Source organism: Curtobacterium sp. MCBD17_034 (assembly GCF_003234515.1).
Classification (GTDB): domain Bacteria; phylum Actinomycetota; class Actinomycetes; order Actinomycetales; family Microbacteriaceae; genus Curtobacterium.
In genome coordinates, this window is record NZ_QKTN01000002.1 from 274,130 (window position 1) to 298,679 (window position 24,550).

Below are 24,550 nucleotides of genomic sequence, written 5' to 3' on the forward strand. Positions count from 1 at the left end.
GGCGGCGCCGACCCCGACTGCGGACCCGGCGTCGGGAGGTGGACAAGCCCCGCGCCGCGGGACCGGGTTCAGACCGCGATGTGCACGGTCTCGCGCACGCCCGCGACGAGGCGCTTGTGCCATGCGAGCGCGCCTTGGTCGGTCAGGCTCGCGACCTGGTCCACGACGGCTCGACGCCGGCCGGCGTCGTCGGTGGCCGCCCGCCAGTCCGCGGCGAACCCGGGCTCGAGCTCGCGGTCCTCCGCCGCGACGAGCGCGTCGAGGAGTTCGGTGAGCACCGCCCGCTGGCGTTCGTACACGGGCTGCCGGTCGCCCTGCGTCATGACGAAGGCCGCGACGATGCCCTTGAGCACCGCGATCTCGCCGATGATCTCGGGCGGGACGACGACGCTCGCCGCGAACCGGACCAGGCTGCCCGAGGCGTAGGAGGCCCGCGTCGCCTGGGTCGCGGTGCGGGCGAACCGCCCGATGAACTGGCTCGTCAGGTTCTTGAGCCGGGCCTGCGCGACGCGTGAGCCGTCGTACGAGGTCATCCACAACGACAGCGACCGCAGCCGGTCGAACGCCTCGAGGAGTTCGTCCCGGCTCAGGGTGTCGCCGACCCAGGCGTGCATGGCGGACACGATGTCGTTCTCGCCGACGCGGTCCCCGAGGGCAGCCACCTCGATGAACCCGGCCACGACGGCGTCCTCGAAGTCGTGCACCGAGTACGCGATGTCGTCGGACAGGTCCATGACCTGGGCCTCGATGCACCGCTGCCGCCGTGGTGCGCCCGAGCGGAGCCACGTGAACGCGTCGACGTCGTCGTCGTAGAACCCGAACTTCCGCCGGCCCGACGACGGTTCGAGCACGCCCTGCGCCGCTGGCCACGGGTACTTGCAGCTCGCGTCGAGGCTCGCCCGCGTCAGGTTCAGTCCGTAGGGCCGGCCGTCCTCGCCGTAGAGCTTCGGCTCGATGCGCGTGAGCAGCCGGAGCGTCTGCGCGTTGCCCTCGAACCCGCCGATGTCCGCCGCCCAGGCGTTGATCGCGGTCTCGCCGTTGTGGCCGAACGGCGGGTGTCCGATGTCGTGGGCCAGGCACGCGGTGTCCACGACGTCCGGGTCGAGCCCGAGGCTGTCCGCGAGCTCCCGTCCGACCTGGGCGACCTCGAGCGAGTGCGTCAGGCGGTTGCGGGCGAAGTCGAGGCCGGTGGTCGGGCTGAGCACCTGCGTCTTGGCCGCGAGCCGCCGGAGCGCGCTCGAGTGCAGCAGGCGGGCGCGGTCACGGGCGAAGTCGCTCCGTCGGCTCGAGTGTTCCTCGGGCAGCCACCGCTCGGCGTCGGCGGGGCCGTAGCTCGCCAACCCGCCGTGCCCCGTCAGGGAGTCCATCAGCCGCCCGAGTGGTGCAGCTCGGCCGCGGCGAGGACCTGCCGGAACTCCGCGTCGACGTCGCGGCTCTCGAGCCATCGGTCCGGCAGCGCGGTCTTCTTCGGGTGTCCCGCGCGACCCCGTGGGCCCTCGACGTCGGCACCCGGGTAGGGCGCGGACCAGTCGAGTCGGCCGAGGAGGTCGTCGATCTCCTGCAGACTCGACGCCATCGCGAGTGCGGATCGGACCTCACCGCCGATCGGGTAGCCCTTGAAGTACCAGGCGACGTGCTTCCGGATGTCGCGGCAACCGTGCTCCTCGGACTCGAGGAACTCGACGAGGAGTTCCGCGTGCCGCCGGAACGCGACCGCGACCTCGCCGAGCGAGGGCATCGCCCGGACGTCCTCGCCGCGGAAGGCCGCCGCCAGGTCGCCGAACAGCCAGGGGCGACCGAGGCACCCGCGCCCGACGACGACGCCGTCGCACCCGGTCTCGTCGACCATCCGCAGGGCGTCCGCCGCCGACCAGATGTCACCGTTGCCGAGGACGGGGACGTCGGTGATCGTCTCCTTGAGGGTCGCGATCGCCGACCAGTCCGCCTGGCCCGAGTAGTGCTCGTTCGCCGTCCGCGCGTGGAGCGAGATCGCCGCGACACCGGCGTCCCGCGCGATCCGCGCGGCGTCGAGGTACGTCAGGTGGTCCGCGTCGATCCCCTTGCGCATCTTGACCGTGACCGGCACGTCGCCGGCGGCGCGGACCGTCTTGGTCACGAGCTCGCGGAACAGGTCCAGTTTCCAGGGCAGTGCTGCCCCTCCGCCCTTGCGGGTGACCTTCGGCACGGGGCACCCGAAGTTCAGGTCGATGTGGTCGGCGCGGTCCTCCGCGACGAGCATGGTCGCCGCCTCGGCGACCGTGTTCGGCTCGACGCCGTACAGCTGGATCGACCGCGGGGTCTCGGACTCGTGGTGCTGGATGAGCTGCATCGACACCGGGGTCCGCTCGACGAGCGCCCGCGACGTGATCATCTCGCACACGTAGAGGCCGGCGCCGTACTCGCGGCAGAGGCGGCGGTACGCCATGTTGGTGATCCCCGCCATGGGGGCGAGCACGACCGGCGCCGCGACCTCGATGGGGCCGATGCGCAGGGGCGCTGCGGGTGCACTCGTGATCGTCATCGTCCTCCATTGTCCCAGATGCTCGGTGTCGGAGCGCCGCGCCGGATCCCCCTGTTAGCGTCTCGGGCATGACGACCGCCATGGACGGCCCCGACCGCTTCGCCGCCGACGCCGACGCTCGTGGGCTCGAGGTCGAGATCGTGGAGCGGGGCCCGTCCGCCTCGCTCGGGGAGGCCGCGGCCGCGCTCGGCATCCAGCCCGGTGACATCGTCAAGTCGCTCGTGGTCAAGCGGCACGACGGCGGGTACCTGTTCGCGCTCGTGCCGGGCGGCCGCAGCATCGCCTGGAAGAAGCTCCGCGCGGTCGTCGGTGTCAACAAGCTGTCGATGCCCGACGCGGGTACCGCGCTCGAGGCCACCGGCTACGAACGCGGCACGATCACGCCGATCGGCAGCACGACGCCGTGGCCGGTGTACGCCGACGAGCGGATCGCCGGCCGCCGCATCGCGATGGGCAGCGGTCGTCACGGCGCGAGCGCCTTCGTCGACGCGGACGCGCTCGTCGCCGCCTACGGCGCCGTCCTCGCGGACATCACCGACGAGGAACCGCAGCGCTCCTGACCCGCCCCGGCCCCGTTCCGCGAGATCGCAGTCGTTGCCGCTGTCCCGCGCCCAGAACGGCAACGACTGCGATCTCGCGCCCCTGATGGCGCGTCGCCGGTCTAGTCAGGGACCTCGGTCCAGGCGCCCTCGGCACCCGGCACGAAGCAGACGTCGCCCTCGCAGACCGGCGCGCCTCCGGCCAGGTCGAGCGCCACCAGCCCACCACCAGTCGGGAGGAGCGGGACCGGTCGCTGCACCGCCTCCCGTCCGTCGAGACCCGGCAGCGCGCTCATCGTGCGCCCTCGGCGACGACCGCCGCGTCGGCGTCCGCGTCGTCAGCTGCTCGCGCCGTCGTCGCGGCGACGTCGTCCGCGGTCCGCATCGCGACCACCTGCTCGAGCACCTGCGTGAACGTCGCGGCATCCTGGGCGCCCGAGACGCCGTACTTGCCGTCGATGACGAAGAACGGGACGCCCGTGATGCCGAACGCCTGCGCCTGTGCCTGGTCGGCACGCACGGCGTCGAGCTGCGCGTCGTCCCGGAGGACGGCGAGGACCTCGTCACGGTCGAGACCGACCTCGGCACCGAGGTCCGCCAGGTCGTCGTCGTGCCCGACGTGGCGACCCTCCACGAAGTAGGCGGCGAACATGCGCTCGACCATGGGCAGCTGCAGGCCCTTGGTCTTGGCGAGGTGGATCACCTGGTGCGCCTTCACCGTGTTCGTGTGGTGGAGCGTGTCGTAGTGGTACTCGAGGCCGACCCCGGCCGCGATCCCGGTCACGCTGTCGATCATCTGCTGCGCCTGCCCGACCGGCAGCCCACGATGCGACGCGAGGAACTCGGCTTCGGTCCCCTCGAAGTCCACCGGCGTGTCCGGGCTCAGCTCGAACGCGTGGTACTCGACCTCGACCGTGCCGTCGAACGCGGCCGCCCCCGCCTCGAACTTGCGCTTGCCGATGTAACACCAGGGGCAGGCGATGTCGGACCAGACGTCGACCTTCACGGTTTCGCTCATGACGGGCGCAACCCCGGCCCTCCCGACCGCATTCCCACGGCCGGGAGGCCCGGGTCGGCAGCTCGACTACGCGCCGACCAGGCGCGCTCCGAGGTACCCCTGGAGCTGGTCGAGCGCCACGCGCTCCTGCCCCATCGTGTCGCGCTCGCGGACGGTGACGGCGCGGTCCTCGAGCGTGTCGAAGTCGACGGTGATGCAGAACGGGGTGCCGATCTCGTCGTGCCGGCGGTACCGACGGCCGATCGCACCGGCGTCGTCGAAGTCGACGTTCCACAACTGTCGGAGGTCGTCGGCGAGGCCGCGCGCGACGGGCGACAGCTGCTCGTTGCGCGACAGCGGCAGCACGGCGGCCTTGACCGGGGCGAGACGGGGGTCCAGGCGCAGGACCGTGCGCTTGTCGACGCCGCCCTTGGCGTTCGGGGCCTCGTCCTCGTGGTAGGCGTCGAGCAGGAACGCCATGAGGGCGCGGGTGAGTCCGAACGACGGTTCGATGACGTACGGCGTGTACCGCTCGCCGGACGCCTGGTCGAAGTACCGGAGGTCCTGGCCCGACGCGTCGATGTGGTTCGTCAGGTCGAAGTCGGTGCGGTTCGCGACGCCCATGAGCTCGCCCCACTCCCCCGACACGAAGCCGAAGCGGTACTCGATGTCCGCGGTGGCGTCGGAGTAGTGCGCCCGCTCGCCGTCCGGCACGTCGAAGCGACGCAGGTGCTCCGGGTCGATGCCCAGATCGGTGTACCAGGCGACGGCGTCCGTGATCCAGCGCTCGTACCACTCGGCGGCCTCGGCCGGGGGCACGAAGTACTCGATCTCCATCTGCTCGAACTCACGCGTCCGGAAGATGAAGTTGCCGGGCGTGATCTCGTTGCGGAACGCCTTGCCGACCTGGCCGATGCCGAACGGGGGCTTCATCCGGCTCGTGGTGACGACCTGCGCGAAGTCGACGAAGATGCCCTGCGCGGTCTCCGGACGGAGGAAGTTCAGGCCCTCCTCGTTGTCGACCGGCCCGAGGTACGTCTTGAGCATCCCCGAGAAGTTCTGCGGCTCGGTCCACTGGCCGCGCGTGCCGCAGTTCGGGCAGGCGATCTCGGCCATGCCGCCCTCGGGCTGCCGGTCCTTCTTCGCGACGAACGCGTCCACCAGGTGGTCCTGCCGGAACCGGTGGTGGCAGTGCAGGCACTCGACGAGCGGGTCCGTGAAGGTCGCGACGTGACCCGAGGCCTCCCACACCTTGCGGGGCAGGATCACCGCGGAGTCAAGGCCCACCATGTCCCCACGGCCGCGGACGAACCGCTGCCACCACTGGCGCTTGATGTTCTCCTTGAGCTCGACGCCGAGGGGCCCGTAGTCCCACGCCGACCGCGATCCGCCGTAGATCTCGCCGGACTGGAAGACGAAGCCACGACGTTTCGCGAGGGCGATGACGTTGTCGAGACGGGAGGGCTGTGCCAAAGGGTGCTCCAGAGGTCGCCGAGCTGGACGCCCGGTGCGGTGACGTACCGGGCAATGCTACCGGCGGCACTCCGCCTGTGCGGGCGCTCAGCGCCCACAGCCGACACCGAGCGGACCGTGACCGGACCGGTACGCCAGGTCGTCGGGGAATGCGTACCGTCATGTCCAGTTGACGATCAGTCAGCAAACACCACGAACGACAGGACGAGATCCGATGACAACACACCGCGTGCGTGGCGGCAGCAGCCGTGCGCTCGCTTGGGGGACCACGATCGCGATCGGCGTCACCGCCGCGCTCACGATCACCGGCTGCAGCGCGGCCGCGACCCGGCCCGAGGGGACCGCAGTCGCACACCGCTCCACGACGAGAACGACCGCGAGCGCGACGTCGACCCCGTCGGCGCCCGCGACCACGTCCAACCCGCACGCGACGCCGGCGCCGTCCGCCGCCGAGGCCGCTGCAGCGGCCTCGGCGTCCGCCGCCTCGGCCTCGACGTCCGCCGCGGCGGCCGCTGCCGCCGCTGCCGCCGCTCCGAGTACACCGAGCAGTGCCGCGCTCGTCGCGATGCTCCAGGACGCACCCGTCCCCGCACTGTGCCGGCACACCGCCGGGACCCTCGTGCACGGCACGCTGCCCGCCCATGCGGGCCACGCCGGGACCGTAGCGCTCTCCTACCTCGTCGGCACGGGCCGCCCCGAGGCAGCGCTGACGAGCGTCGGCGCACTCGAGGGCGCCGGGAGTCACGACGTCGTCGCGGGCCTGTACTGCGACGCCGGTGGAGTGCCCTGGCCCGAGGTGGTCGGCGTGTGGCGGTGGACGGGCGGCTCGACGCTCCGGTTCGTGTCCGTCTACGCCCCCGAGCAGCTCTCGCACAACATCGTGTCGCTGCACAGCATCGCCGTGTCGGGCGCCGCGATCGACGTGACCTGGACCGGCCCGGCTCCGGGCAAGGACGATGCGGACGGCAGCGAGCACTCGAGCGCCGTCCTCACCCTCCGGGGTGAGCAGCTCGTCGCATCCGGGTACCACTCGACCGTCGTCTGACGCAGCCACGATCCGGCAGGTCGACCGGTCCCGCGCCGCGGTGCGGGGCTGGTCGACCGGGTCGGTCGCGCTTCAGGCGCGCGGCGTCGGCGCGTCCACCGCCCCGCCGAACCGTCGGTCCCGCGAGGCGTACAGCTGGATGGCGTCCCAGAGGTCCTGCCGGCGGAAGTCCGGCCACAGGCGGTCGAGGAACACCATCTCGGCGTACGCCGACTGCCAGAGCAGGAAGTTGCTCGTCCGCTGCTCCCCCGAGCTCCGGACGAACAGGTCGACGTCGGGCATCTCCGGCGTGTAGAGCCGCCGGGCGATCGCCTTCTCCGTGACCTGTGCCGGCCGCATCCGACCCGCCGCGACGTCGTCCGCGATGCTCCGGACCGCGTCGGCGATCTCGGTCCGGCCCCCGTAGTTGACGCACATCGTCAGCGTCAGCCGGTCGTTGTGCGCGGTCATCCGCTCCGCGTACTGCAGCTCGTCGATGACGCTCCGCCACAGCCGCGGCTTGCGTCCGGCCCAGCGCACGCGGACGCCCCACTCGTTCAGCTGGTCTCGACGGCGGTGCAGGACCTCGCGGTTGAACCCCATGAGGAACCGCACCTCGTCCGGCGACCGCTTCCAGTTCTCGGTCGAGAACGCGTACGCCGACAGGTGCTTCACGCCGATCTGGACCGCACCCGCGACGACGTCGAGCAACGACGCCTCGCCTGCGCGGTGCCCCTCGATTCGGGTCAGGCCGCGCTCGTTCGCCCATCGCCCGTTGCCGTCCATGACGACGGCGACGTGCTCCGGGACCGCGCCGGCCGGGAGGGACGGCGGCTGTTCACCGGTCCAGTCCAGCGGTCGGAACGGTTCCGCTGGCACGGATCGGCGGGGGCTCATGCGTTCGGGGTTCCTTCTGCTCGTCCTGCGGCCGATCCGGGGGTCACCGGAACGGGGTGCTCACTCCGGTCGACGTGCGGGAGGGAGCGCAACGATCGTTCCAGGTGCCACTGCGCGTACGCCGCGACCACGCCGGAGGCCCGGGAGCGCGTCCGCTCGTCCGCCGCGTCGGCCGTCGCCCAGTCCCCGGCGAGCAGCGCACCGAGCAGGCCGAGCGTCACGGGATCGAGCCGTGGCGAGCCCGGCGGCGCCGCGCGGTCCGCGACGACCCCGCCGAGCTGCACGACGAACGCCGAGTGCGGGCCGGGATCGCCGGTGACGGCGCAGTCCCGGAAGCTCGGGGCCCATCCCGCGATGCTCATCGCGCGGAGCAGGTACGAGTCGAGGGTCAGGCTCGACGCGTGCTCCTGCCGGGACAGCGACCGGAGCGCCCCGACGAGGAGCAGGTACTGCTGCAGGCCCGCATCGGCGTCGCTCAGCCGGTCGGCGGTCTCGACCATGGCGCTCGCGGCCGTGTAGCTGCCGTAGTCGGCGACGATCTGCGCCCCGTACGACCCGATCGACTCGGCCTGCGTCACGATGTCGAGCGACCGGCCCTCGTAGAACTGCGCGTCGACGACCATGAACGGCTCGAGGCGCGCACCGAACTTGCTCGCGGTGCGCCGGACGCCCTTCGCCACGGCGCGGACCTTGCCGTGCTGCCGGCTCAGCATGGTGACGATGCGGTCCGCCTCACCCAGCTTGTGGGTGCGGAGGACGACGCACTCGTCACGGTACAGGGGCACCGGACCATGATCCCACGGGCCTCCGACGGCGCTGGCGCAGGGCCTCCGACCGCGCGCTGGCGCAGGGCCTCCGACGGCGCCGACGCAGGGCGTCAGGCGGACGCGAGCACGGCCTCCCCGGCGACGGCACCGGCGCGCACCGCGCGGTTGACGGCCGACACGATCGCCTTGAGCGAGGCGGTCGCGATGTCGGCGTCGATGCCGACGCCCCACAGGCGGGAGCCATCGACGTCGAGCTCGACGTACGCGGCGGCCTTGGCGTCACCGGAGGCGCTCATGGTGTGCTCGACGTAGTCGTACAGCGTCACCGCGACGCCCTGGTCGGCGAGGATCCGGATGAACGCGTCGATCGGGCCGGTCCCGACCGCCTGGGCGTCCACCCCGCCGTCGTCGACGCGCATCGTCACGGTGAGCTGCGTCGTCCCACCGAAGTCGCTCGACGTCGCCGTCTTCGTGAGCTCGTAGCGGCCCCACTTGTCGTCCTCGGCGGGCGCCGGCAGGTACTCGTCGCTGAACAGCTCCCAGATCGCCTCGGACGTGAACTCGCCGCCCTCGGCATCGGTCCGCCGCTGCACCACGCCGGAGAACTCGATCTGCAACCTGCGCGGCAGGTCCAGGGCGTGGTCCTGCTTGAGCAGGTACGCGACGCCACCCTTGCCGGACTGGGAGTTCACGCGGATGACCGCTTCGTAGCTCCGGCCGATGTCCTTCGGGTCGACGGGCAGGTACGGCACCGCCCAGACCATGTCGTCGACGCTGCTGCCCGCTGCCTCGGCCCGGGCCGCCATGGCCTCGAGCCCCTTCTTGATGGCGTCCTGGTGCGACCCGCTGAACGCGGTGTACACGAGGTCGCCCGCCCAGGGCTGTCGCTCGGGCACGGGCAGCTGGTTGCAGTACTCGACCGTGCGCTTGACCTGGTCGATGTCCGAGAAGTCGATCATCGGGTCGATGCCCTGCGTGAACAGGTTCATGCCGAGCGCGACGAGGTCCACGTTGCCCGTCCGCTCCCCGTTGCCGAACAGGCAGCCCTCGATCCGGTCGGCACCGGCCATGTACCCGAGCTCGGCCGCGGCGACGGCGGTGCCGCGGTCGTTGTGCGGGTGGAGCGACAGGATCAGGTTCTGCCGGTGGTTCAGGTGCCGCGACATCCACTCGATCGAGTCGGCGTAGACGTTCGGCGTCGCCATCTCGACGGTGGCGGGCAGGTTGATGACGACCTTGCGCTCCGGTGTCGGCTCGAGGACCTCGAGCACCTCGTTGCAGATGCGCAGCGCGACCTCGAGCTCGGTGCCCGTGTACGACTCCGGCGAGTACTCGTAGTACACCGTGGTGCCGTGACGGAGTGTGGCCTCGGCGGCCTTGCACATCCGGGCGCCCTCGAGCGCGATGTCGACGACCCCCTGGACGTCGGTCCGGAAGACGACGTCACGCTGGACGACGCTCGTCGAGTTGTACAAGTGGACGATGGCCTGCTTCGCCCCGTCGATCGCCTCGTAGGTGCGGGCGATGAGGTGCTCACGGGCCTGCGTCAGGACCTGGATCGTCACGTCGTCCGGGATCGCGCCTTCGTCGATCAGACTGCGGACGAAGTCGAAGTCGGTCTGCGAGGCGCTGGGGAACCCGACCTCGATCTCCTTGTAGCCCATGCGCACGAGCAGGTCGAACATCGCCCGCTTGCGGTCGGCGTCCATCGGGTCGATGAGGGCCTGGTTGCCGTCACGGAGGTCGACCGCGCACCAGCGGGGTGCCTCGGTGATCTGCTTCGTCGGCCAGGTGCGGTCCGGCAGGTCGACCGTGATCTGCTCGGAGAAGGGGACGTACTTGTGGATCGGCATCCCGGAGGGGCGCTGCGTGTTCTGCATGGTGGTCACTCGCTTCGTTGCTGGTCTCGTGTCGGCCGACGACGGACTCCGCGACGAGGGGGGCCGGTGGTCAGGCCTCGTCGCGGCGGCGAAGGAGGAGGAGTGCAGCGTGCATCGGCACCCACGGTAGCACCGCAGCGGCCACCGTGGGCGATGACGCCCAGGTGGCCGCGACCGGGAGGCCCCACCCCTCAATCGACCGCGAGGGCCTCACGCGGTGTCACCCGCATCGCCCGACGCACCGGAGCGACGGTCGCCACGACGGCGAGGAGGAGCGCGCCGCCCACCACCACCGCCACGGTCACCGGTGGCAGGACGGGCGTCAGCGGGAAGTGCAGCGTTCCGAGCAGCGTCCGCGCCGCCAGCCAGCCGTAGACGACGCCGAGCACCAGTCCGGTGACGACGGCGGCGGCGACCATCTGGACGGCCTCGGTCACGATCATGCGCCGGACCTGTGACGCGGTCAGGCCGAGCACGCGGAGGAGGCCGAGCTCGCGGCGCCGCTGCACGACCCCGAGCGCCAGGGCGTTGACGACACCCACCGCGGCGAGGACGCCGGAGAACCCGACGAGTGCGCTGACGACCGCGTTGAGCTGGGCGAAGAAGTGGTCCTCGGAGCGGATGGTCGCCGCGGACGCCGCCGAGCCGCCACCGAGTTCCCGCACCGAGAGCGCCGAGACGTGCTGGAGGATCCCGAGCGCGACCGCGAACGTGACGAGCAGCGTCACGCCGATCACGAGTCCGATCACCGCGCGTGCGGTGCGTCCCGGGGCGCGGAGCGCGTTCCGCCCCGCGAGCAGCACGACCGGGTCACGGGATCCGATCCGTCCGGCCAACGCGAGGACCGGCGGCATGACGAGCGGTGCACCGACGACGACGCCCGAGAACGAGACGAACGCGCCGAATGTGCCCGGCAGCACGGCGAGCACGGTGACGCCGCCGAGCGCGACGGCGAGGAGCATGGACGCCGCGCCCACGACGAGCAACGTGATCGCGACCGCGCGGCGACCACGACCGGCGCGGAGGTCGGCGGCGGTGGGTTCGACCGTGTTCGACAGCGCCTGCAGGGGCGTCACGGCGAGCACGCGCCGGCTCCCCGCCCGGAACGCCGCCCAGGTCGCGACGACCACCGCGCCGACCGGGAGCACGATGCCCGCGGGCACGAGGTCGTACGTGGTGTCCGGCAGGAAGTGTCGGGCACGCAGCATCGCGACGACGACGGCGGCGACCCCCACGCCCAGGACACCGCCGAGGAGCGCTCCCACCACGCCGACCAGGACCCCCGACCGACCGATGCCACGCCGGAGGGCCGCCCCGGTCGCCCCGACGAGCCGCTGCAGGGCGAGGACCCGCGTCTGCCCGGCGATGATCGTGCTGCAGGTGTTCGCGGTGACGATCGAGCCGACGTAGACGGCGACCGCGAGGAACACCCACCCGACCACCGACAACACGGCCTGGACCGAGCCGACGTCCTCGAGCCCGATGGCGCGCAGTGCGTCGGCGACCACACCGGGCGTGATGACGAGCACCGTCCCGAACATCGAGGCGAGCGCCGCGACGAGCAACGTCGGGCGGAAGGCGCGCAGCGTGTCGAGTCCGCGAGCCGTCGGCCGTCGGGTCGCGCGTCGGATCGGCCGTGGCGTCCGGGACGCGGTGGCCGCGTCCGTACCGCTGGTCGAGCTCATGCCGCGGCCTCCATCCCGAGCATCGTCGTCGAGATCTCCGCCGGCGTCATGGACGGCCGGTCCCCGACCACCCGTCCGTCGGCGAGGAACAGGATGCGGTCCGCGTTGGCGGCCGCGACGGCGTCGTGCGTCACAAAGACGACGCTCTGTCCCCACTCGCCGACGGCACCGCGGAGGATCGCGAGGACGTCCCTCCCGGTGCGGGAATCGAGGGCTCCGGTCGGCTCGTCCGCGACGACGACGGCCGGACGGGTGGCGAGCGCGCGCGCGATCGCCACGCGCTGCTGCTGGCCGCCCGACAGCTCGTGGGGTCGGTGGTCGAGTCGATCCGCCAGGCCGAGGCGACCGACGAGGTGGTCGATGAAGTCCCGCTCCTCGGCGGTCGGACGGCGGCCTCCGAGCAGGAACGGCAGCTCGATGTTCTCGAGGACGTCGAGCGTGGGGACGAGGTTGAAGGACTGGAACACGAACCCGAGGCGGCGTCGGCGCAGGTCGGTGAGTCCGCGGTCGTCGAGGGTCGTGAGGTCGGTGCCGTCCACCACGACCCGGCCACTCGAGACCGAGTCGAGGCCCGCGGCGACGTGCATCAACGTCGACTTGCCGGAGCCCGAGGGACCCATCACCGCCGTGAACGCACCAGCGGCGATCGTGACGCTGACGTCGTCGAGCGCGACCACCGCGCGGCCGTCGCTGCCGTACTGCTTCCGGACGTGTTCCAGACGGATGATCGGTTCGTTCATGCCTCCGAGCCTGGCGGCCGGGAGGCCCGGCGCGCGTCCGTCCCGCGGCGCGCGCCCGTCATCCTCGCGGCTGATCCGACGGCTCTCGAGGGACCAGGCCGTGCTCGTGCGCGAACACGACGAGGCGCACACGGTCGCGGAGCCCGAGCTTCCCGAGGACACGGGAGACGTGGGTCTTCACGGTCGCCTCGCTGACGAACTCGTGCCGGGCGATCTCCGCGTTGCTCAACCCACGCGCGGCGAGGTCGAAGACCTCGCGTTCCCGCGGGGTCAGGTCGGCGAAGGCAGCCGGAGGTGCCGGCGGGGCGGACCGTTCCTGGAACCGGCGCAACAGGTCGCGCGTGGCCGCCGCCGCGAACACCGTCGTTCCTGCGTGCACGGTCCGGATCGCCGCGAGCAGGAACTCCGGGTCGGCGTCCTTGAGCACGAAGCCGCTCGCACCGGCACGGATCGCCCGCGCCGCCGCCTCGTCGAAGTCGAAGGTCGTGAGCACGAGCACCTGCGGGCCGGCACCCTGGGCACGCGCCTCGACGATGCGGGCGGTCGCCGTGATGCCGTCCATGACCGGCATCCGGACGTCCATGAGCACGACGTCGGGCCGCGTCCGTCGGACGAGCTCGACCCCGGCGGCGCCGTCGCCCGCCTCACCGACGAACAGCAGGTCGGGTTGCGACTCGACGAGCATCGTGATGCCCGTGCGGAACAGCGCCTGGTCGTCGACCAGAGCGACCCGGATCGGTGCGGTCATCGTGCGCCTTCCTCTCGGCCATGTCGGGGCAGCGGGACGGCCCCGGTGCTCCCGGCGGTGGGCAGCCGGACGGCCACCCGGAACTCACCGTTGGTCGGCCCCGCGGACATCGTCCCGCCGGACAACGCCGCGCGCTCCCGCATCCCGACCAGACCGTGCCCGACGCCCTGGCCGCCGTGGCCCTCGGGCGGGAGCCGGTTCGCCACCGCGACCTCCACGTGGTCGGGGGCGTATCGCAGCGCGAGTCGGACGGGTCCGCTCCGGTCGCCGTGCTTCAACGCGTTCGTCAGGCCCTCTTGCACGACGCGGTAGACGGCGAGCTGCGATGTGGTGGGCAGGTGCTCGGGTTCGCCCGCGCGCTCGACCTGGACGTCCAGGCCGACCTGCCGCATGTCCCGCACGAGCTGGTCGATGTCGTCCAGGGCCGGCGTCGGACCCGGTGCCTCGTCGTGCCGCAGTGCGCCGAGGAGTTCGCGGACGTCGCCGAGGGCACGGCGGGCGGTCGCGCCGATCGTCGCCAGGGCGGCGTCCGCGCTCTCCGGGGAGGACCGCATCGCGTAGCGGGCGCCGTCGGCCTGCGCGATCACGACCGCGAGCGAGTGCGCCACGATGTCGTGCATCTCGCGGGCGATGCGCACCCGTTCCTGCTCGACCGCCACGGCTCGGTCCGAACGGGCCGCGTCGCGCTCGGCGAGGAGTTGGGCCTCGAGACTGACGCGCGCCACGCCGCGGGCGCGGGCCACCGCGCCCGCGAGCCACGGCAGGACGAGCAACGCCACGATGACGACGAAGTAGCCCGTGCCCTGTGCCGCCTCGCGCACGAGCTGCGTGGGGTGCTCGATGAGCGAACCGACGAGGTCGTATCGCTGGAGGTACTCCTTGACCGTCAGGTACAGCGCGCCGACCACGGACCCCACCAGCGCCGACGTGAGGCCGAACCGACGCACCCGGGGTGAGCCGTAGAGGGCCGTCCCGTAGAGCACGCCGGGGATCATGAGGTCGGCGACGGCGACGTTCGCGCTGACGTACATCTGGACGAGTGCGCCCACCCACGCGATGGCGAGCCCACGCCCGGGCGCGAATCGTCGGAGCGCCAGGGCGAGTCCGAACAACCCGCCGAGCAGCCAGGTCAGACCCGACCACCGGTCGCCGCCCAGGACCGCGACGACCGCCGCGACGAGCGCCAGCACGACGTCGAACGCCATCTGGCTGCGCAGCATGGTCCGGAACACGCCGACAACGCTACGGCCGCTGACCGGCCCCACGCAGCCGTCGTCCGGGATGTCCCCCGCGAGGCGCTCCGGCGTCATCCGATCGGATGACGCCGGACTGGCGATCAGAACCCGAGACGACCGAGCTGCTTGGGGTCGCGCTGCCACTCCTTGGCGACCTTCACCCGGATGTTCAAGTAGACGTGTCGCCCGAGGAGCCGCTCGATCTCCGCGCGCGCCCGGGAGCCGACGTCCCGCAGGCGTTCACCCCCGCGCCCGATGACGATCGCCTTCTGGCTGTCCCGCTCGACGAAGAGGTTCACGTACACGTCGAGCGTGTCGTCGTCCTCGTCGTCCCGCTCGACCATGTCGTCGATCACCACCGCGAGGGAGTGCGGCAGTTCGTCGCGGACGCCCTCGAGCGCGGCCTCGCGGACGAGCTCGGCGACGCGGTCGCTCGCGGTCTCCTCGGTCACGGTCTCGGCGTCGTAGAGCGCGGGCGACTCCGGCAGCAGCCGCACGACCTCGTCCAGGAGTTCGTCGAGCTGGGTGCCGCGGATCCCCGACGTCGGCACGATTGCGTCCCAGTCGCGCAGTTCGGACACCGCGAGCAGTTGCGCCGCCACCTGCTCATGTGAGGCGCGGTCGGTCTTCGTGACGATCGCGATCGTGCGCGCGCGCGGGTGGGCGTCGAGCTGCGCGTTGATGAACCGGTCGCCGGGACCGATCGGCTCGTTCGCGGGCACGCAGAACCCGATGACGTCGACGTCACCGAGGGTCGCCTGCACGAGGTCGTTGAGGCGCTCCCCGAGCAGCGTCCGGGGCCGGTGGACCCCGGGCGTGTCGACGATGACGACCTGCCCGTCGGGCCGGTGCACGACGCCGCGGATCGCGCGTCGGGTGGTCTGGGGCTTCGAGGAGGTGATGGCGACCTTCTCGCCGACGAGGGCGTTCGTCAGGGTCGACTTGCCCACGTTCGGGCGGCCGACGAACGAGACGAACCCGGCTCGGAAGGGGGTCCCGGCGGCATCGCTGGTGGATCCGGTGGTGGTCATGCGGTGTGGTGTCCCGTCGTCGTGGGGGTCGGTTCGTCGTCGAGTGCCGGGGCGTCGTCCGGCGTCGGTGCCCGCTCGACGAGCAGGGTGACCAGGTCGCGACGTCGGCCTTCCACCCGCTCCGCGGTGAGCTCGACGCCGGACACCGTGGCGGTGTCCCCCGCGGTGGCCAGCTGGCCGAGCTCCTTGACGAGCAGGCCACCCGCCGTGTCGACGTCGTCGTCGTCGAGCTCCATCCCGAAGAGGTCGCCGAGCTCGTCGACCGGAAGCCGTGCCGAGATGCGCCAGACGCCCGGGCGGATCTCGGTGCGGTCCACGACGGTGCGGTCGTACTCGTCCGAGATGTCTCCCACGAGTTCCTCGATGAGGTCCTCCATGGTGACGAGTCCCGCGACGCCGCCGTACTCGTCCACCACGAGGAGCAGGTGGTTCTTCACCGCCTGCATGAACCGGAGGGTCTCGTCCGCCGGTTTCGACTCCGGCACGAACTCGGCGGGACGCAACACGGTCGTGACGTCAGCGGTGGCGGATCCCGCGCGCTCGTACAGGGCGCGGGCGACGTCGCGCAGGTGGACGACCCCGAGGACGTCGTCGCTGTCACGGCCGATGACCGGCATGCGGGACACCCCCGACCGCAGCGACCGCTCCATCACGGTGGCGAGGGTGTCGTCGACGTCGACGGTCGTCATGTCCGTGCGCGGGACCATGACCTCGCGGACGAGCGTGTCGCTGAACTCGAACACCGAGTGGATGAGCTCGCGGTCGTCCGCCTCGAGCACGTTGCTCTCGGCCGCCTCGTCGACGATGCTGAGCAGCTGCTCCTCCGTCGCGACGCTCGACCCTCCGCTCCGCCCCGGGGTCACGCGGTCCCCGATCGCGACGAGGACGGTCGCGAGCGGCCCGAGCACGATGCGGACCGCGTGCACGAGGCCGCCCGTCCACGCGATGAGCTGGCCGGCGTGGGCACGGCCGACGCTCCGCGGACTCGACCCCACGAGGACGAAGGAGACGGCCGTCATGACCGCCGCCGAGACGAGCAGCGCGACCCACCAGACCGCGAAGACGCGCACGAGCGCGACCGTGACGAGCACGGCCGCCGCCGTCTCGGCGAGGACGCGGAAGAAGTTGAGGGCGTTGAGGTGCGCTCCCGGGTCGTCGGAGATGGCCTCGACGGCCCGGCGGTACCGGCTGTGCTCGGCGATCTCGTCGAGGTCCGCTCGGGACATCACCGACAACGCGGCGTCCGAGGCGGCGAGCAGACCGCCGAGCACGACCAGTGCGGCCGCCACCGCGAGCAGCACGGCGACCAGGAGCACCGGGGTCACCGGCCTCGACGCTGCGCCGCGAAGGCGCTGAGGATCTCGCCCTGCAACCCGAACATCTCGGCCTTCTCGTCCGGCTCGGCGTGGTCGAAGCCGAGCAGGTGCAGCACACCGTGGCAGGTGAGGAGGAGGAGTTCGTCGAGCGTCGAGTGACCGGCCGTCCGCGCCTGCTCCGCCGCGACCTGGGGACACAACACGATGTCGCCGAGGAGTCCGGGAGGTGTCGGGTCGTCCTCGGTGCCCGGCCGGAGTTCGTCCATCGGGAAGCTCAGGACGTCGGTCGGGCCGGGCTCGTCCATCCACTGGACGTGCAGCTGTTCCATCGCGCCCTCGTCCACGAGCACGATCGCGAGCTCGGCGTCGGCGTGGACGTGCATGGCATCGAGCGCGAAGGCCGCGAGACGTTGGACGGCGTCCTCGTCGACCTCGACGCCGGACTCGTTGTTCAGCTCGATGCTCACCGGCTGCCTCCTCGGGCGCTGGTCGGGTACGGGCTCTGCTGGCGGTCCTGCGGCGGTCGCCCACGGCGCTCCGAGCGGTTCGTCCCGTCGGGGTTGCCCCGGTACGCAGTGCCACGACCGCCCGGTCGGTCGCCCGCCTGCTCGGCGAGGCGCTCCTCGTCGTAGCGCGAGTAGGCGTCCACGATGCGGCCGACGAGCGTGTGACGGACGACGTCGTCACTCGTCAGGCGCGCGAAGTGGATGTCGTCGACCTGGTCGAGGATCTGGGTCACGAGCCGCAGACCGCTCACCTGCGCGGGCAGGTCGACCTGCGTGATGTCGCCGGTGACGACCATCTTCGAGCCGAAGCCGAGCCGGGTGAGGAACATCTTCATCTGCTCGGGCGTCGTGTTCTGCGCCTCGTCGAGGACCACGAACGAGTCGTTGAGCGTGCGACCACGCATGTACGCGAGCGGTGCGACCTCGACCGTGCCGGACGCCAGGAGCTTCGGGACCAGCTCGGGGTCCATCATCTCGTTGAGGGCGTCGTACAGCGGCCGGAGGTACGGGTCGATCTTGTCGGTGAGGGTGCCGGGCAGGAACCCGAGCTTCTCACCGGCCTCCACCGCCGGGCGGGTCAGGATGATCCGGTTGACCTCACGTCGCTGCAGCGCCTGCACGGCCTTCGCCATGGCGAGGTAGGTCTTGCCCGTGCCGGCCGGTCCGATGCCGAACGTGATCGTGTTCTCGTCGATCGCGTCGACGTAGGCACGCTGGCCGTCCGTCTTGGGCCGGACGGACTTGCCGCGGCTCTGCACGATGGGGGTGCCGAACAGGTCGGTCGGCCGGCGGTCGTCCTCGATGACGCGGGCGGAGGTGGCGACGTCCGCCTGTCCGATGTCCTGGCCGCGACGCACCATGGTGATGAGCTCGTCGACGAGGACACGGGCGTGTGCGACGTCGCGCTCCGGACCGGTGAGGCTGACCTCGTTGCCGCGGACCAGCACGCGGACGGTCGGGTACTGCCGCTCGACCGTGCGGAGCAGGCGGTCCTGCGGCCCGAGGAGTTGCACCATGGCGATGCCGTCCACGGCGAGGTCGACGGTGACCTCGGGCTCGTCGGACGAGGATGCGGGGTGTGCGGTGCTGCTAACCGGCAAGGGTGCCTTCCTGGAGGTCGCCCGCGAGGACGTGGGCGTGGACGTGGAACACGGTCTGTCCGGCGGACGCACCGGAGTTGAACACGAGACGGAACTGGCCCCCCGCACGCTCGTCGGCGACGCGCTGGGCCATCGCGACGAGGTCCGCGAGCAGCGACGGGTCGCCGGCCGCGAGCTCCGCCACGGTGGCGTACTGCTCGGTCTTCGGGACGACGAGCACGTGGACGGGCGCCTTCGGAGCGATGTCCTCGATCGCGATGAGGCGGTCGTCCTCGGCGACGACGGTGGCGGGGATCTCGCGCGCGACGATCCGCGAGAAGACGCTCGGCGAGGTGCTCATCGCTCCATCGTAGGGCGTGCTGGCGACACCGTTCCGAGCTGTTCGCGCTGGGCTTGCGCTGCGCCGGGCGCCCCGACGGTGACAGCCGTCACCAGCGGCCGAGCCGCGCCTGGAGCACGGCGAGCGCCGCAGGCCCCGCGGTGCTCGTGCGGAGGACCGACGCACCGAGCCGGACCCGCGTGGCGCCCGCGTCGGTGAGGCGGTCGAACTCGGGGTCCGCGATGCCGCCCTCGGGACCGACGACGAGTGCGATCGCCCCCGCGCCCTCGGGAACGGCCACCGAACTGAGCGGCTGCTCCGCGAGCGGATCGAGCACGAGGACCGTCGTCGAGGGCGGGAGGCCCGCCCCGTCGGCCAGGGTCGCGGTCGTGACGAGCGGTCCGACGTCGGGCACCCGGGCCCGGAGCGACTGTTTCGCGGCCTCCCGGACGATCGCGCCCCAGCGGGCACGGCCCTTCTCGGTCTTCGGACCCTCCCACCGGGACACGCTCCGTGCGGCCGACCAGGGCACCACGCCGTCGACGCCGATCTCGGTCGCCGCCTGGACCGCCATCTCGTCACGGCCGCCCTTCGCGAGTGCCTGGACGAGCACGAGCCGTGGCGAGCCTTCAGGTTCGACGTCCACGGACCGGACCGCGAGCGTCAGCGCGTCGCGGCCGACCTCCGCCACCGCGCCGCTGACGACGGTGCCCCGACCGTCCCCGATCCGCAGCGCCTCGCCCTGGCGGATCCGCGCGACCGTGACGGCGTGCCGACCCTCGGCACCGTCGAGCGACACGACGTCGCCGGGACGGACGCCCGCGAGGTCGTCGACCAGGTACAGGGACGCCACGGATCAGAAGGTGAAGAAGCGGTCACGGAGCTTGCCGAAGAGCCCCTGCTGGAACCGGGCGAGCTGCGGCGCCGGCGCCTTCCGGGACTTGGCGAGTTGTTCGACGAGACCGCGTTCCTTGTGCGAGAGCTTCGTCGGCGTGACGACCTGGACGCCGACGCGCAGGTCGCCCCGACCCCCACCGCGCAGTCGCGTCACCCCGCGGTCCTTGATCGTCAGGACGTCGGCGCTCTGCACCCCCGGCCGGATCTCGAGCTCGACCGGCCCGTCGAGCCCGTCGATGGTCGTCGTCGTGCCGAGGATCGCGTCGGTCATCTGCACCTCGAGTGTCGCGAGGAGGTCGTCGCCGTCGCGGCTGTACACGTCGTGGTGCCGCACCTTGACCTCGAGGTACAGGTCGCCCGAGGGTCCGCCCGCCGGCCCGACCTCGCCCTGACCGGGCATCTGCAGCCGCAGACCGGAGTCGACGCCCGCGGGGATGTCGACGGGGAGCGTCCGGCGGGCGCGCACGCGGCCCTGGCCCTGGCAGGTCGGGCACGGGTTCGGGATCACGGTCCCGTACCCGCGGCAGGTGCCGCAGGGCGCGCTCGTGACCACGTTGCCGAGGAGCGACCGGACGGTCCGTTGCACGTGCCCGGTGCCCCCGCAGATGTCGCAGGTCACCGGGTGGGTCCCAGGCGCGCTGCACGAGCCGCCGCAGGTCTCGCACAGCACGGCCGTGTCGACCTCGATGTCCTTGTGCGTGCCGAACACGACCTCCTCGAGGTCGACCTCGACACGCAGCAGGGCGTCCTGGCCGCGCTCGGCGCGCGACCGTGGCCCGGTGCCGCGCGCACCGAATCCGCCACCGCCACCACCGAAGAAGGCGTCGAAGATGTCGCCGAAGCCACCGGCTCCGCCGCCGAAGGTGCCGTCCTGCGGACCGGCGTCGTAGCGGCGCCGCTGCTCCGGGTCACTGAGGACGTCGTAGGCGTGGGTGACGTCCTTGAACCGCTCTGCCGCCTCCGGGCTCGGGTTGACGTCCGGGTGGAGTTCCCGGGCCAGGCGTCGGTACGCCTTCTTGATGTCCGCGTCGGCGGCGTCGCGTGCGACGCCGAGGACCTCGTAGTGGTCTGCCACAGCACCTCAGTCTGTCGGAGTGGTCGGCGTCCGCCGCACGGTGGTCCCGATCCGGGACGACCGGCGGTCCGGACGGATGGTCAATTGTCGGCCAGGAGCCCCGAGAGGTACCTGGCCACCGCCCGGACGGCGGCCATGTTCGTGCCGTAGTCCATGCGGGTCGGGCCGAGCACGCCGAGCCGGGCGACCTCGCCCCCGGCCGCGGTGTACCCACCGGCCACGATGCTCGTCGCGTCGAGTCCCCCGGCGGTGCCGAGGTACGCGGCGTTCTCCTCGCCGATGCTCGCGGCGACGGCGACCGCGTCGAGCTGCATCTCGCCGAAGAGCCGGAGCAGGGTCACCTGTTCCTCGATCGCCTCGAGCACGGGGAACAGGCCGCCGGCGAAGTCGTCCTCGCTCTTCGCGAGGTTCGCCGCACCCGCCATGACGAGCCGGTCCTGGCGGTTGGCCCGGACCTGCTCGACGAGTGCCGCGACCACGACGGCGGCGAGTCCCTGCAGCTCGGGGCGCACGCGTTCGGGGATGCCGAGCAGCACCCGGGGGACGTCCTGCAGCAGCAGCCCGACGGCCGCGGAGCCGAGCACGGCGCGGAGTTCGGTGAGGGCGTCGTCCTCGACGCGGAGATCGGTCTCGAGGATGCGCTGCTCGACGCGTGCGGTGTCCGTGATGAGCACGCTCATGAACCGGGTCTCGCTGAGCCGGACGAGTTCGACGTGCCGTACCCGGGCGCGGATCATCGAGGGGTACTGCACGAGCGCGACCTGGTTCGTGAGCTGGCTGAGCAGACGTACCGTGCGACCGAGGACCTCGTCGAGGTCGTTCGACCGCCCGAGGAAGGTCTCGATCGCGTGCCGCTGGGCGCTCGACAGCGGGCGGGCCTCGGTCAGGTGGTTGACGAACACGCGGTAGCCCTTGTCGGTGGGCACCCGCCCCGACGACGTGTGCGGGGCGACGATGAGCTGTTCTTCCTCGAGGGCGGCCATGTCGTTCCGGATCGTCGCCGACGACACCCCGAACGCGTGCCGCTCGACGATGGAGCGGGATCCGACGGGCTCGCGGGACGCGACGTAGTCGCGCACGATCGCCTTGAGCACCTCGAGACTGCGTTCCGACACCATGACGCGCCCTCCCTCCTGCCACTCGTGCGCGATGTGCGCCCAGAGGGTCCGGCGGTGGTCGCACCGTCCGCTGTGCCACAGGGCTGGCACTCTCCGGGTCCGACTGCTGATCCTACGCCGAACCTCCGACCGACCGGGCCTCGAACCGGTCACAGCGAGCCGTTACGCTTCCGGCATGAGCACGACGCCGCCCTACGGACAGCAGCCGGACCCGCAGTGGGGGCACTACCAGCCGCCGCAGCCGATGCGCCCCGAGGACCAGCGCCTCTGGGCGACCCTCGTGCACGTCGGCGGGATCTTCTTCCAGTTCGTCGTCCCGCTGGTCGGGTACCTCGTGCTGCGCGACCGGGGACCGTTCGTCCGCGAGCACACGCGGGTCGCGTTGAACTTCCACATCACGATGGCGATCGCGTACGCGGTCGGCGTCATCACGTCGTGGCTCGGCATCGGCGTCCTCATCCTGTTCGCCGTCGCCGTGATCCAGGTCGTGTTCGGCGTCATCGCGGCCGTGCGCGCCAACGCCGGGCAGTTCTACCGCTACCCGCTCAGCATCGAGTTCATCCGCGCCTGACGACCACCGTCGATCACCTGCCGGCGGACACGGCCGGGAGGCCCGCCAGCAGCCCGCCGCTCCCCCGGCGGTCCGTCAGTCCAACAGCTCCCGCACCACGGCGTCGGCCAGCAGGCGCCCGCGCAGCGTGAGGTCGAGCCTCCCGGACAGCGCGGCGCGGCCGTCGACGAGTCCGCGCGCGATGAGCCCGGCGACGCGCCCACGCGCCTCGGGACGGAGCTCCGCGGTGGCCAGCTCGCCGCGCACGCGCGCAGCGAGCAGGACGCGCTCGACGTACCGGGTCTCGTCGTCGAGCGTCTCGCGGCCGGCCGCCGGTGATTCGCCCCCGAGCACGCGCGCGGCGTACGCGGCCGGGTGCTTGACGTTCCACCATCGGGTGCCGGCGACGGCCGAGTGCGCCCCCGGACCCACCCCCCACCAGTCGTGGCCCTTCCAGTAGGACAGGTTGTGGCGGCTCGCGTGCTCGGCACCGCGGGCCCAGTTCGAGACCTCGTACCAGCTGTACCCGGCGGCAGCAAGACGTGCGTCGGCCTCCTCGTACATGTCGGCGGCCAGGTCGTCGTCCGGCGCCGGCAGGAGCCCCTTCGCGACGGCGCGCCCCATGGCCGTGCCGTCCTCGACGATGAGCGCGTAGGCCGACAGGTGGTCCGGCCCGTACGCGATCGCCGCGTCGAGCGAACGGCGCCAGTCGTCGAGTGACTCCCCCGGCGTCGAGTAGATGAGGTCGAGGCTGACGTCGAGCCCCTCCGCCCGCGCCGCATCCACCACGAGCGGGACCCGCTCCGGGTCGTGCGTCCGGTCGAGCGTGGCGAGCACGTGGGGCACCGCGGACTGCATGCCGAAGCTCACGCGCGAGAACCCGCCGCGGCGCAGCGTCGCCAGGGACTCCGCGTCGACCGAGTCCGGGTTCGCCTCGGTCGTGACCTCGGCACCCGGGAGGATCCCCCAGGTGTCGTCGATCGCGCGAAGGATCATCACGAGGTCGTCCGCCGGCAGCATCGTCGGGGTCCCACCGCCGAAGAACACCGTGGACACCGGCCGACGCGCGACGCCCGACCGGTCGAGGACGGACGCCGCGAACCGGATTTCCTGGACCGCGTGACCCGCGTAGTCGTCGCGCCGGACGCCCCGCAGTTCCGATGCCGTGTAGGTGTTGAAGTCGCAGTAGCCGCAGCGGACACGGCAGAACGGCACGTGCACGTAGACGCCGAACGGGGTGTCTCCCGCGTCCGCCGAGGGGACGATCAGGCCATCCGCGGGGGCGGGATCGGCGATCGGCAGGGCGCTGGGCACGGACTCCATTGTCCCACCGCGCCGCCGTCCCCGGGTCACACCACCGGTCGCGCGGCCGGGACGGGGTCGACATGATGGTCCCATGCACGACAGCACCACCTCCGGGAGCACGGACCCGGAACCCAGCGCCGACAGCGTCGCCGGCACCATCGTCCTCTGGGACGTCGACGGGACCCTCGTCGAGAACGCCGCCGTCCCCGGGAGCCTGTACCACCTCGCACTGGAGCGCACCGTGGGCCGGGACCTCGAGCAGCTCGTCGGCCACCAGCACGGCCGGACCGACGCCGGGATCATCCTCGAGGCCCTCCGGGCCCACGGGCTCGACCCGGAGCTGTCCGAGACCGTCCGCGGACACCTGCAACGCCTGTCCGAGGAGCGCTACCGGTCGGGTGAGCGGCGGACGCCCGCGCCGGGTGTGATGGCCCTGCTGCAACGCATGACCGATCGTGGCTGGCGCTCCGCGCTTCTCACCGGGAACTCCGCGGGTCGGGCTCGCCTCAAGCTCACCAGCGCCGGGTTCGACCCGGACGCGTTCGACTGGGCGCACTCGTACTTCGGGGACGAGGACGTCGAGCGGCAGGCGCTGACGCGCCGGGCGGCCGCGGACCTCCGCGGGAACCGCGTGGTGGTCATCGGGGACACGCCCCGCGACGGCACCGCCGCCGACGCGGCGGGCATCCCGTTCATCGCGGTCGCCACCGGCGTGCACGACGTTGACGAGCTCGGCAGGACGAGCGCGGTCGCGGTCGTCGCGGACTGCGCGGAGGGTGCCGACACCCTGCTGGACGCCGTCGCCGCGCTCCGGCCCCTGGTCTGAA

25 protein-coding genes are annotated in these 24,550 nt (G+C 72.0%); 4 read left to right on the forward strand and 21 right to left on the reverse strand.

Annotated elements, in window-relative coordinates; translation table 11 throughout:
* Nucleotides 1-68: 68 nt before the first annotated feature.
* Both DEI92_RS05040 and dusB read right to left on the reverse strand, forming a co-directional pair.
* Nucleotides 69-1,367: a deoxyguanosinetriphosphate triphosphohydrolase gene (locus DEI92_RS05040; RefSeq protein ID WP_111012592.1), complete on the reverse strand. Its 1,299-nt coding sequence runs from the start codon at nucleotides 1,365-1,367 to the stop codon at nucleotides 69-71.
* Entirely contained in the window at nucleotides 1,367-2,521 is a 1,155-nt protein-coding gene (gene dusB, locus DEI92_RS05045; RefSeq protein WP_111012593.1) for a tRNA dihydrouridine synthase DusB, read from the reverse strand. The genes DEI92_RS05040 and dusB overlap by 1 nt, the downstream gene beginning before the upstream one ends.
* A gap of 68 nt (nucleotides 2,522-2,589) precedes the next feature.
* Between dusB and DEI92_RS05050 the strand changes: the two genes are divergently transcribed.
* The gene (locus DEI92_RS05050; RefSeq protein ID WP_111012594.1) at nucleotides 2,590-3,081 is read left to right on the forward strand and encodes an aminoacyl-tRNA deacylase; all 492 of its coding nucleotides are present in this window, start codon (nucleotides 2,590-2,592) and stop codon (nucleotides 3,079-3,081) included.
* 101 nt (nucleotides 3,082-3,182) lie between these two features.
* Here the strand turns inward: DEI92_RS05050 and DEI92_RS16460 are convergent, their stop codons facing one another.
* The 3 genes from DEI92_RS16460 to DEI92_RS05060 form a co-directional block, all read right to left on the reverse strand.
* Complete coding sequence (locus tag DEI92_RS16460) at nucleotides 3,183-3,356, reverse strand: hypothetical protein (RefSeq protein ID WP_181434648.1); 174 nt, start codon at nucleotides 3,354-3,356, stop codon at nucleotides 3,183-3,185.
* A complete protein-coding gene (locus tag DEI92_RS05055) occupies nucleotides 3,353-4,078 on the reverse strand; it encodes a DsbA family protein (RefSeq protein WP_111012595.1) in 726 nt (241 codons plus the stop codon). The genes DEI92_RS16460 and DEI92_RS05055 overlap by 4 nt, the downstream gene beginning before the upstream one ends.
* Nucleotides 4,079-4,144: 66 nt before the next feature.
* A complete protein-coding gene (locus tag DEI92_RS05060) occupies nucleotides 4,145-5,530 on the reverse strand; it encodes a glycine--tRNA ligase (RefSeq protein WP_111012596.1) in 1,386 nt (461 codons plus the stop codon).
* Between the two features lie 214 nt (nucleotides 5,531-5,744).
* Between DEI92_RS05060 and DEI92_RS05065 the strand changes: the two genes are divergently transcribed.
* The gene (locus DEI92_RS05065; protein WP_146249102.1) at nucleotides 5,745-6,575 is read left to right on the forward strand and encodes a hypothetical protein; all 831 of its coding nucleotides are present in this window, start codon (nucleotides 5,745-5,747) and stop codon (nucleotides 6,573-6,575) included.
* A gap of 72 nt (nucleotides 6,576-6,647) precedes the next feature.
* On the opposite strand, the gene DEI92_RS05070 is transcribed toward DEI92_RS05065, so the two are convergent.
* The 15 genes from DEI92_RS05070 to hrcA form a co-directional block, all read right to left on the reverse strand.
* Entirely contained in the window at nucleotides 6,648-7,451 is an 804-nt protein-coding gene (locus tag DEI92_RS05070) for an isoprenyl transferase (protein WP_111012598.1), read from the reverse strand.
* Entirely contained in the window at nucleotides 7,448-8,236 is a 789-nt protein-coding gene (recO, locus tag DEI92_RS05075; RefSeq protein ID WP_111012599.1) for a DNA repair protein RecO, read from the reverse strand. Before recO ends, DEI92_RS05070 begins: the two co-directional genes overlap by 4 nt.
* A 92-nt stretch (nucleotides 8,237-8,328) precedes the next feature.
* Nucleotides 8,329-10,098: a 2-isopropylmalate synthase gene (gene leuA / locus DEI92_RS05080; protein ID WP_111012855.1), complete on the reverse strand. Its 1,770-nt coding sequence runs from the start codon at nucleotides 10,096-10,098 to the stop codon at nucleotides 8,329-8,331.
* A gap of 191 nt (nucleotides 10,099-10,289) precedes the next feature.
* The gene (locus tag DEI92_RS05085) at nucleotides 10,290-11,783 is read right to left on the reverse strand and encodes an ABC transporter permease (protein ID WP_111012600.1); all 1,494 of its coding nucleotides are present in this window, start codon (nucleotides 11,781-11,783) and stop codon (nucleotides 10,290-10,292) included.
* The gene (locus DEI92_RS05090; RefSeq protein WP_111012601.1) at nucleotides 11,780-12,523 is read right to left on the reverse strand and encodes an ABC transporter ATP-binding protein; all 744 of its coding nucleotides are present in this window, start codon (nucleotides 12,521-12,523) and stop codon (nucleotides 11,780-11,782) included. Before DEI92_RS05090 ends, DEI92_RS05085 begins: the two co-directional genes overlap by 4 nt.
* Before the next feature lie 58 nt (nucleotides 12,524-12,581).
* On the reverse strand, nucleotides 12,582-13,271 hold the full coding sequence (locus DEI92_RS05095; protein WP_111012602.1) for a response regulator transcription factor: 690 nt from the start codon (nucleotides 13,269-13,271) through the stop codon (nucleotides 12,582-12,584).
* Complete coding sequence (locus DEI92_RS05100; RefSeq protein WP_181434649.1) at nucleotides 13,268-14,503, reverse strand: sensor histidine kinase; 1,236 nt, start codon at nucleotides 14,501-14,503, stop codon at nucleotides 13,268-13,270. The genes DEI92_RS05095 and DEI92_RS05100 overlap by 4 nt, the downstream gene beginning before the upstream one ends.
* Before the next feature lie 104 nt (nucleotides 14,504-14,607).
* Entirely contained in the window at nucleotides 14,608-15,537 is a 930-nt protein-coding gene (gene era / locus DEI92_RS05105; RefSeq protein WP_111012604.1) for a GTPase Era, read from the reverse strand.
* The gene (locus DEI92_RS05110) at nucleotides 15,534-16,862 is read right to left on the reverse strand and encodes a hemolysin family protein (RefSeq protein ID WP_258370073.1); all 1,329 of its coding nucleotides are present in this window, start codon (nucleotides 16,860-16,862) and stop codon (nucleotides 15,534-15,536) included. Before DEI92_RS05110 ends, era begins: the two co-directional genes overlap by 4 nt.
* A complete protein-coding gene (ybeY, locus tag DEI92_RS05115) occupies nucleotides 16,859-17,320 on the reverse strand; it encodes an rRNA maturation RNase YbeY (RefSeq protein WP_111008674.1) in 462 nt (153 codons plus the stop codon). The genes DEI92_RS05110 and ybeY overlap by 4 nt, the downstream gene beginning before the upstream one ends.
* The gene (locus DEI92_RS05120; protein WP_181434700.1) at nucleotides 17,317-18,375 is read right to left on the reverse strand and encodes a PhoH family protein; all 1,059 of its coding nucleotides are present in this window, start codon (nucleotides 18,373-18,375) and stop codon (nucleotides 17,317-17,319) included. The genes ybeY and DEI92_RS05120 overlap by 4 nt, the downstream gene beginning before the upstream one ends.
* A gap of 73 nt (nucleotides 18,376-18,448) precedes the next feature.
* Complete coding sequence (locus tag DEI92_RS05125; RefSeq protein WP_111008673.1) at nucleotides 18,449-18,799, reverse strand: histidine triad nucleotide-binding protein; 351 nt, start codon at nucleotides 18,797-18,799, stop codon at nucleotides 18,449-18,451.
* 88 nt (nucleotides 18,800-18,887) lie between these two features.
* Nucleotides 18,888-19,631, reverse strand: a complete 744-nt coding sequence (locus DEI92_RS05130; protein ID WP_111012606.1) for a 16S rRNA (uracil(1498)-N(3))-methyltransferase — start codon at nucleotides 19,629-19,631, stop codon at nucleotides 18,888-18,890.
* Nucleotides 19,632-19,634: 3 nt separating this feature from the next.
* Nucleotides 19,635-20,750, reverse strand: coding sequence for a molecular chaperone DnaJ (dnaJ, locus tag DEI92_RS05135; RefSeq protein WP_111008671.1), 1,116 nt, complete (start codon nucleotides 20,748-20,750; stop codon nucleotides 19,635-19,637).
* Between the two features lie 80 nt (nucleotides 20,751-20,830).
* The gene (hrcA, locus tag DEI92_RS05140; RefSeq protein WP_111008670.1) at nucleotides 20,831-21,868 is read right to left on the reverse strand and encodes a heat-inducible transcriptional repressor HrcA; all 1,038 of its coding nucleotides are present in this window, start codon (nucleotides 21,866-21,868) and stop codon (nucleotides 20,831-20,833) included.
* 175 nt (nucleotides 21,869-22,043) lie between these two features.
* Here hrcA and DEI92_RS05145 point away from each other — a divergent pair, with 175 nt between their 5' ends.
* Nucleotides 22,044-22,439 (forward strand): DUF4870 domain-containing protein, encoded by a 396-nt coding sequence (locus DEI92_RS05145; RefSeq protein ID WP_111012607.1) that lies wholly within the window; start codon nucleotides 22,044-22,046, stop codon nucleotides 22,437-22,439.
* A gap of 75 nt (nucleotides 22,440-22,514) precedes the next feature.
* Here DEI92_RS05145 and hemW read toward each other — a convergent pair whose 3' ends face one another.
* On the reverse strand, nucleotides 22,515-23,732 hold the full coding sequence (gene hemW / locus DEI92_RS05150) for a radical SAM family heme chaperone HemW (RefSeq protein ID WP_181434650.1): 1,218 nt from the start codon (nucleotides 23,730-23,732) through the stop codon (nucleotides 22,515-22,517).
* A gap of 82 nt (nucleotides 23,733-23,814) precedes the next feature.
* Between hemW and DEI92_RS05155 the strand changes: the two genes are divergently transcribed.
* On the forward strand, nucleotides 23,815-24,549 hold the full coding sequence (locus DEI92_RS05155; protein ID WP_111008667.1) for an HAD family hydrolase: 735 nt from the start codon (nucleotides 23,815-23,817) through the stop codon (nucleotides 24,547-24,549).
* Nucleotide 24,550: the final 1 nt, after the last annotated feature.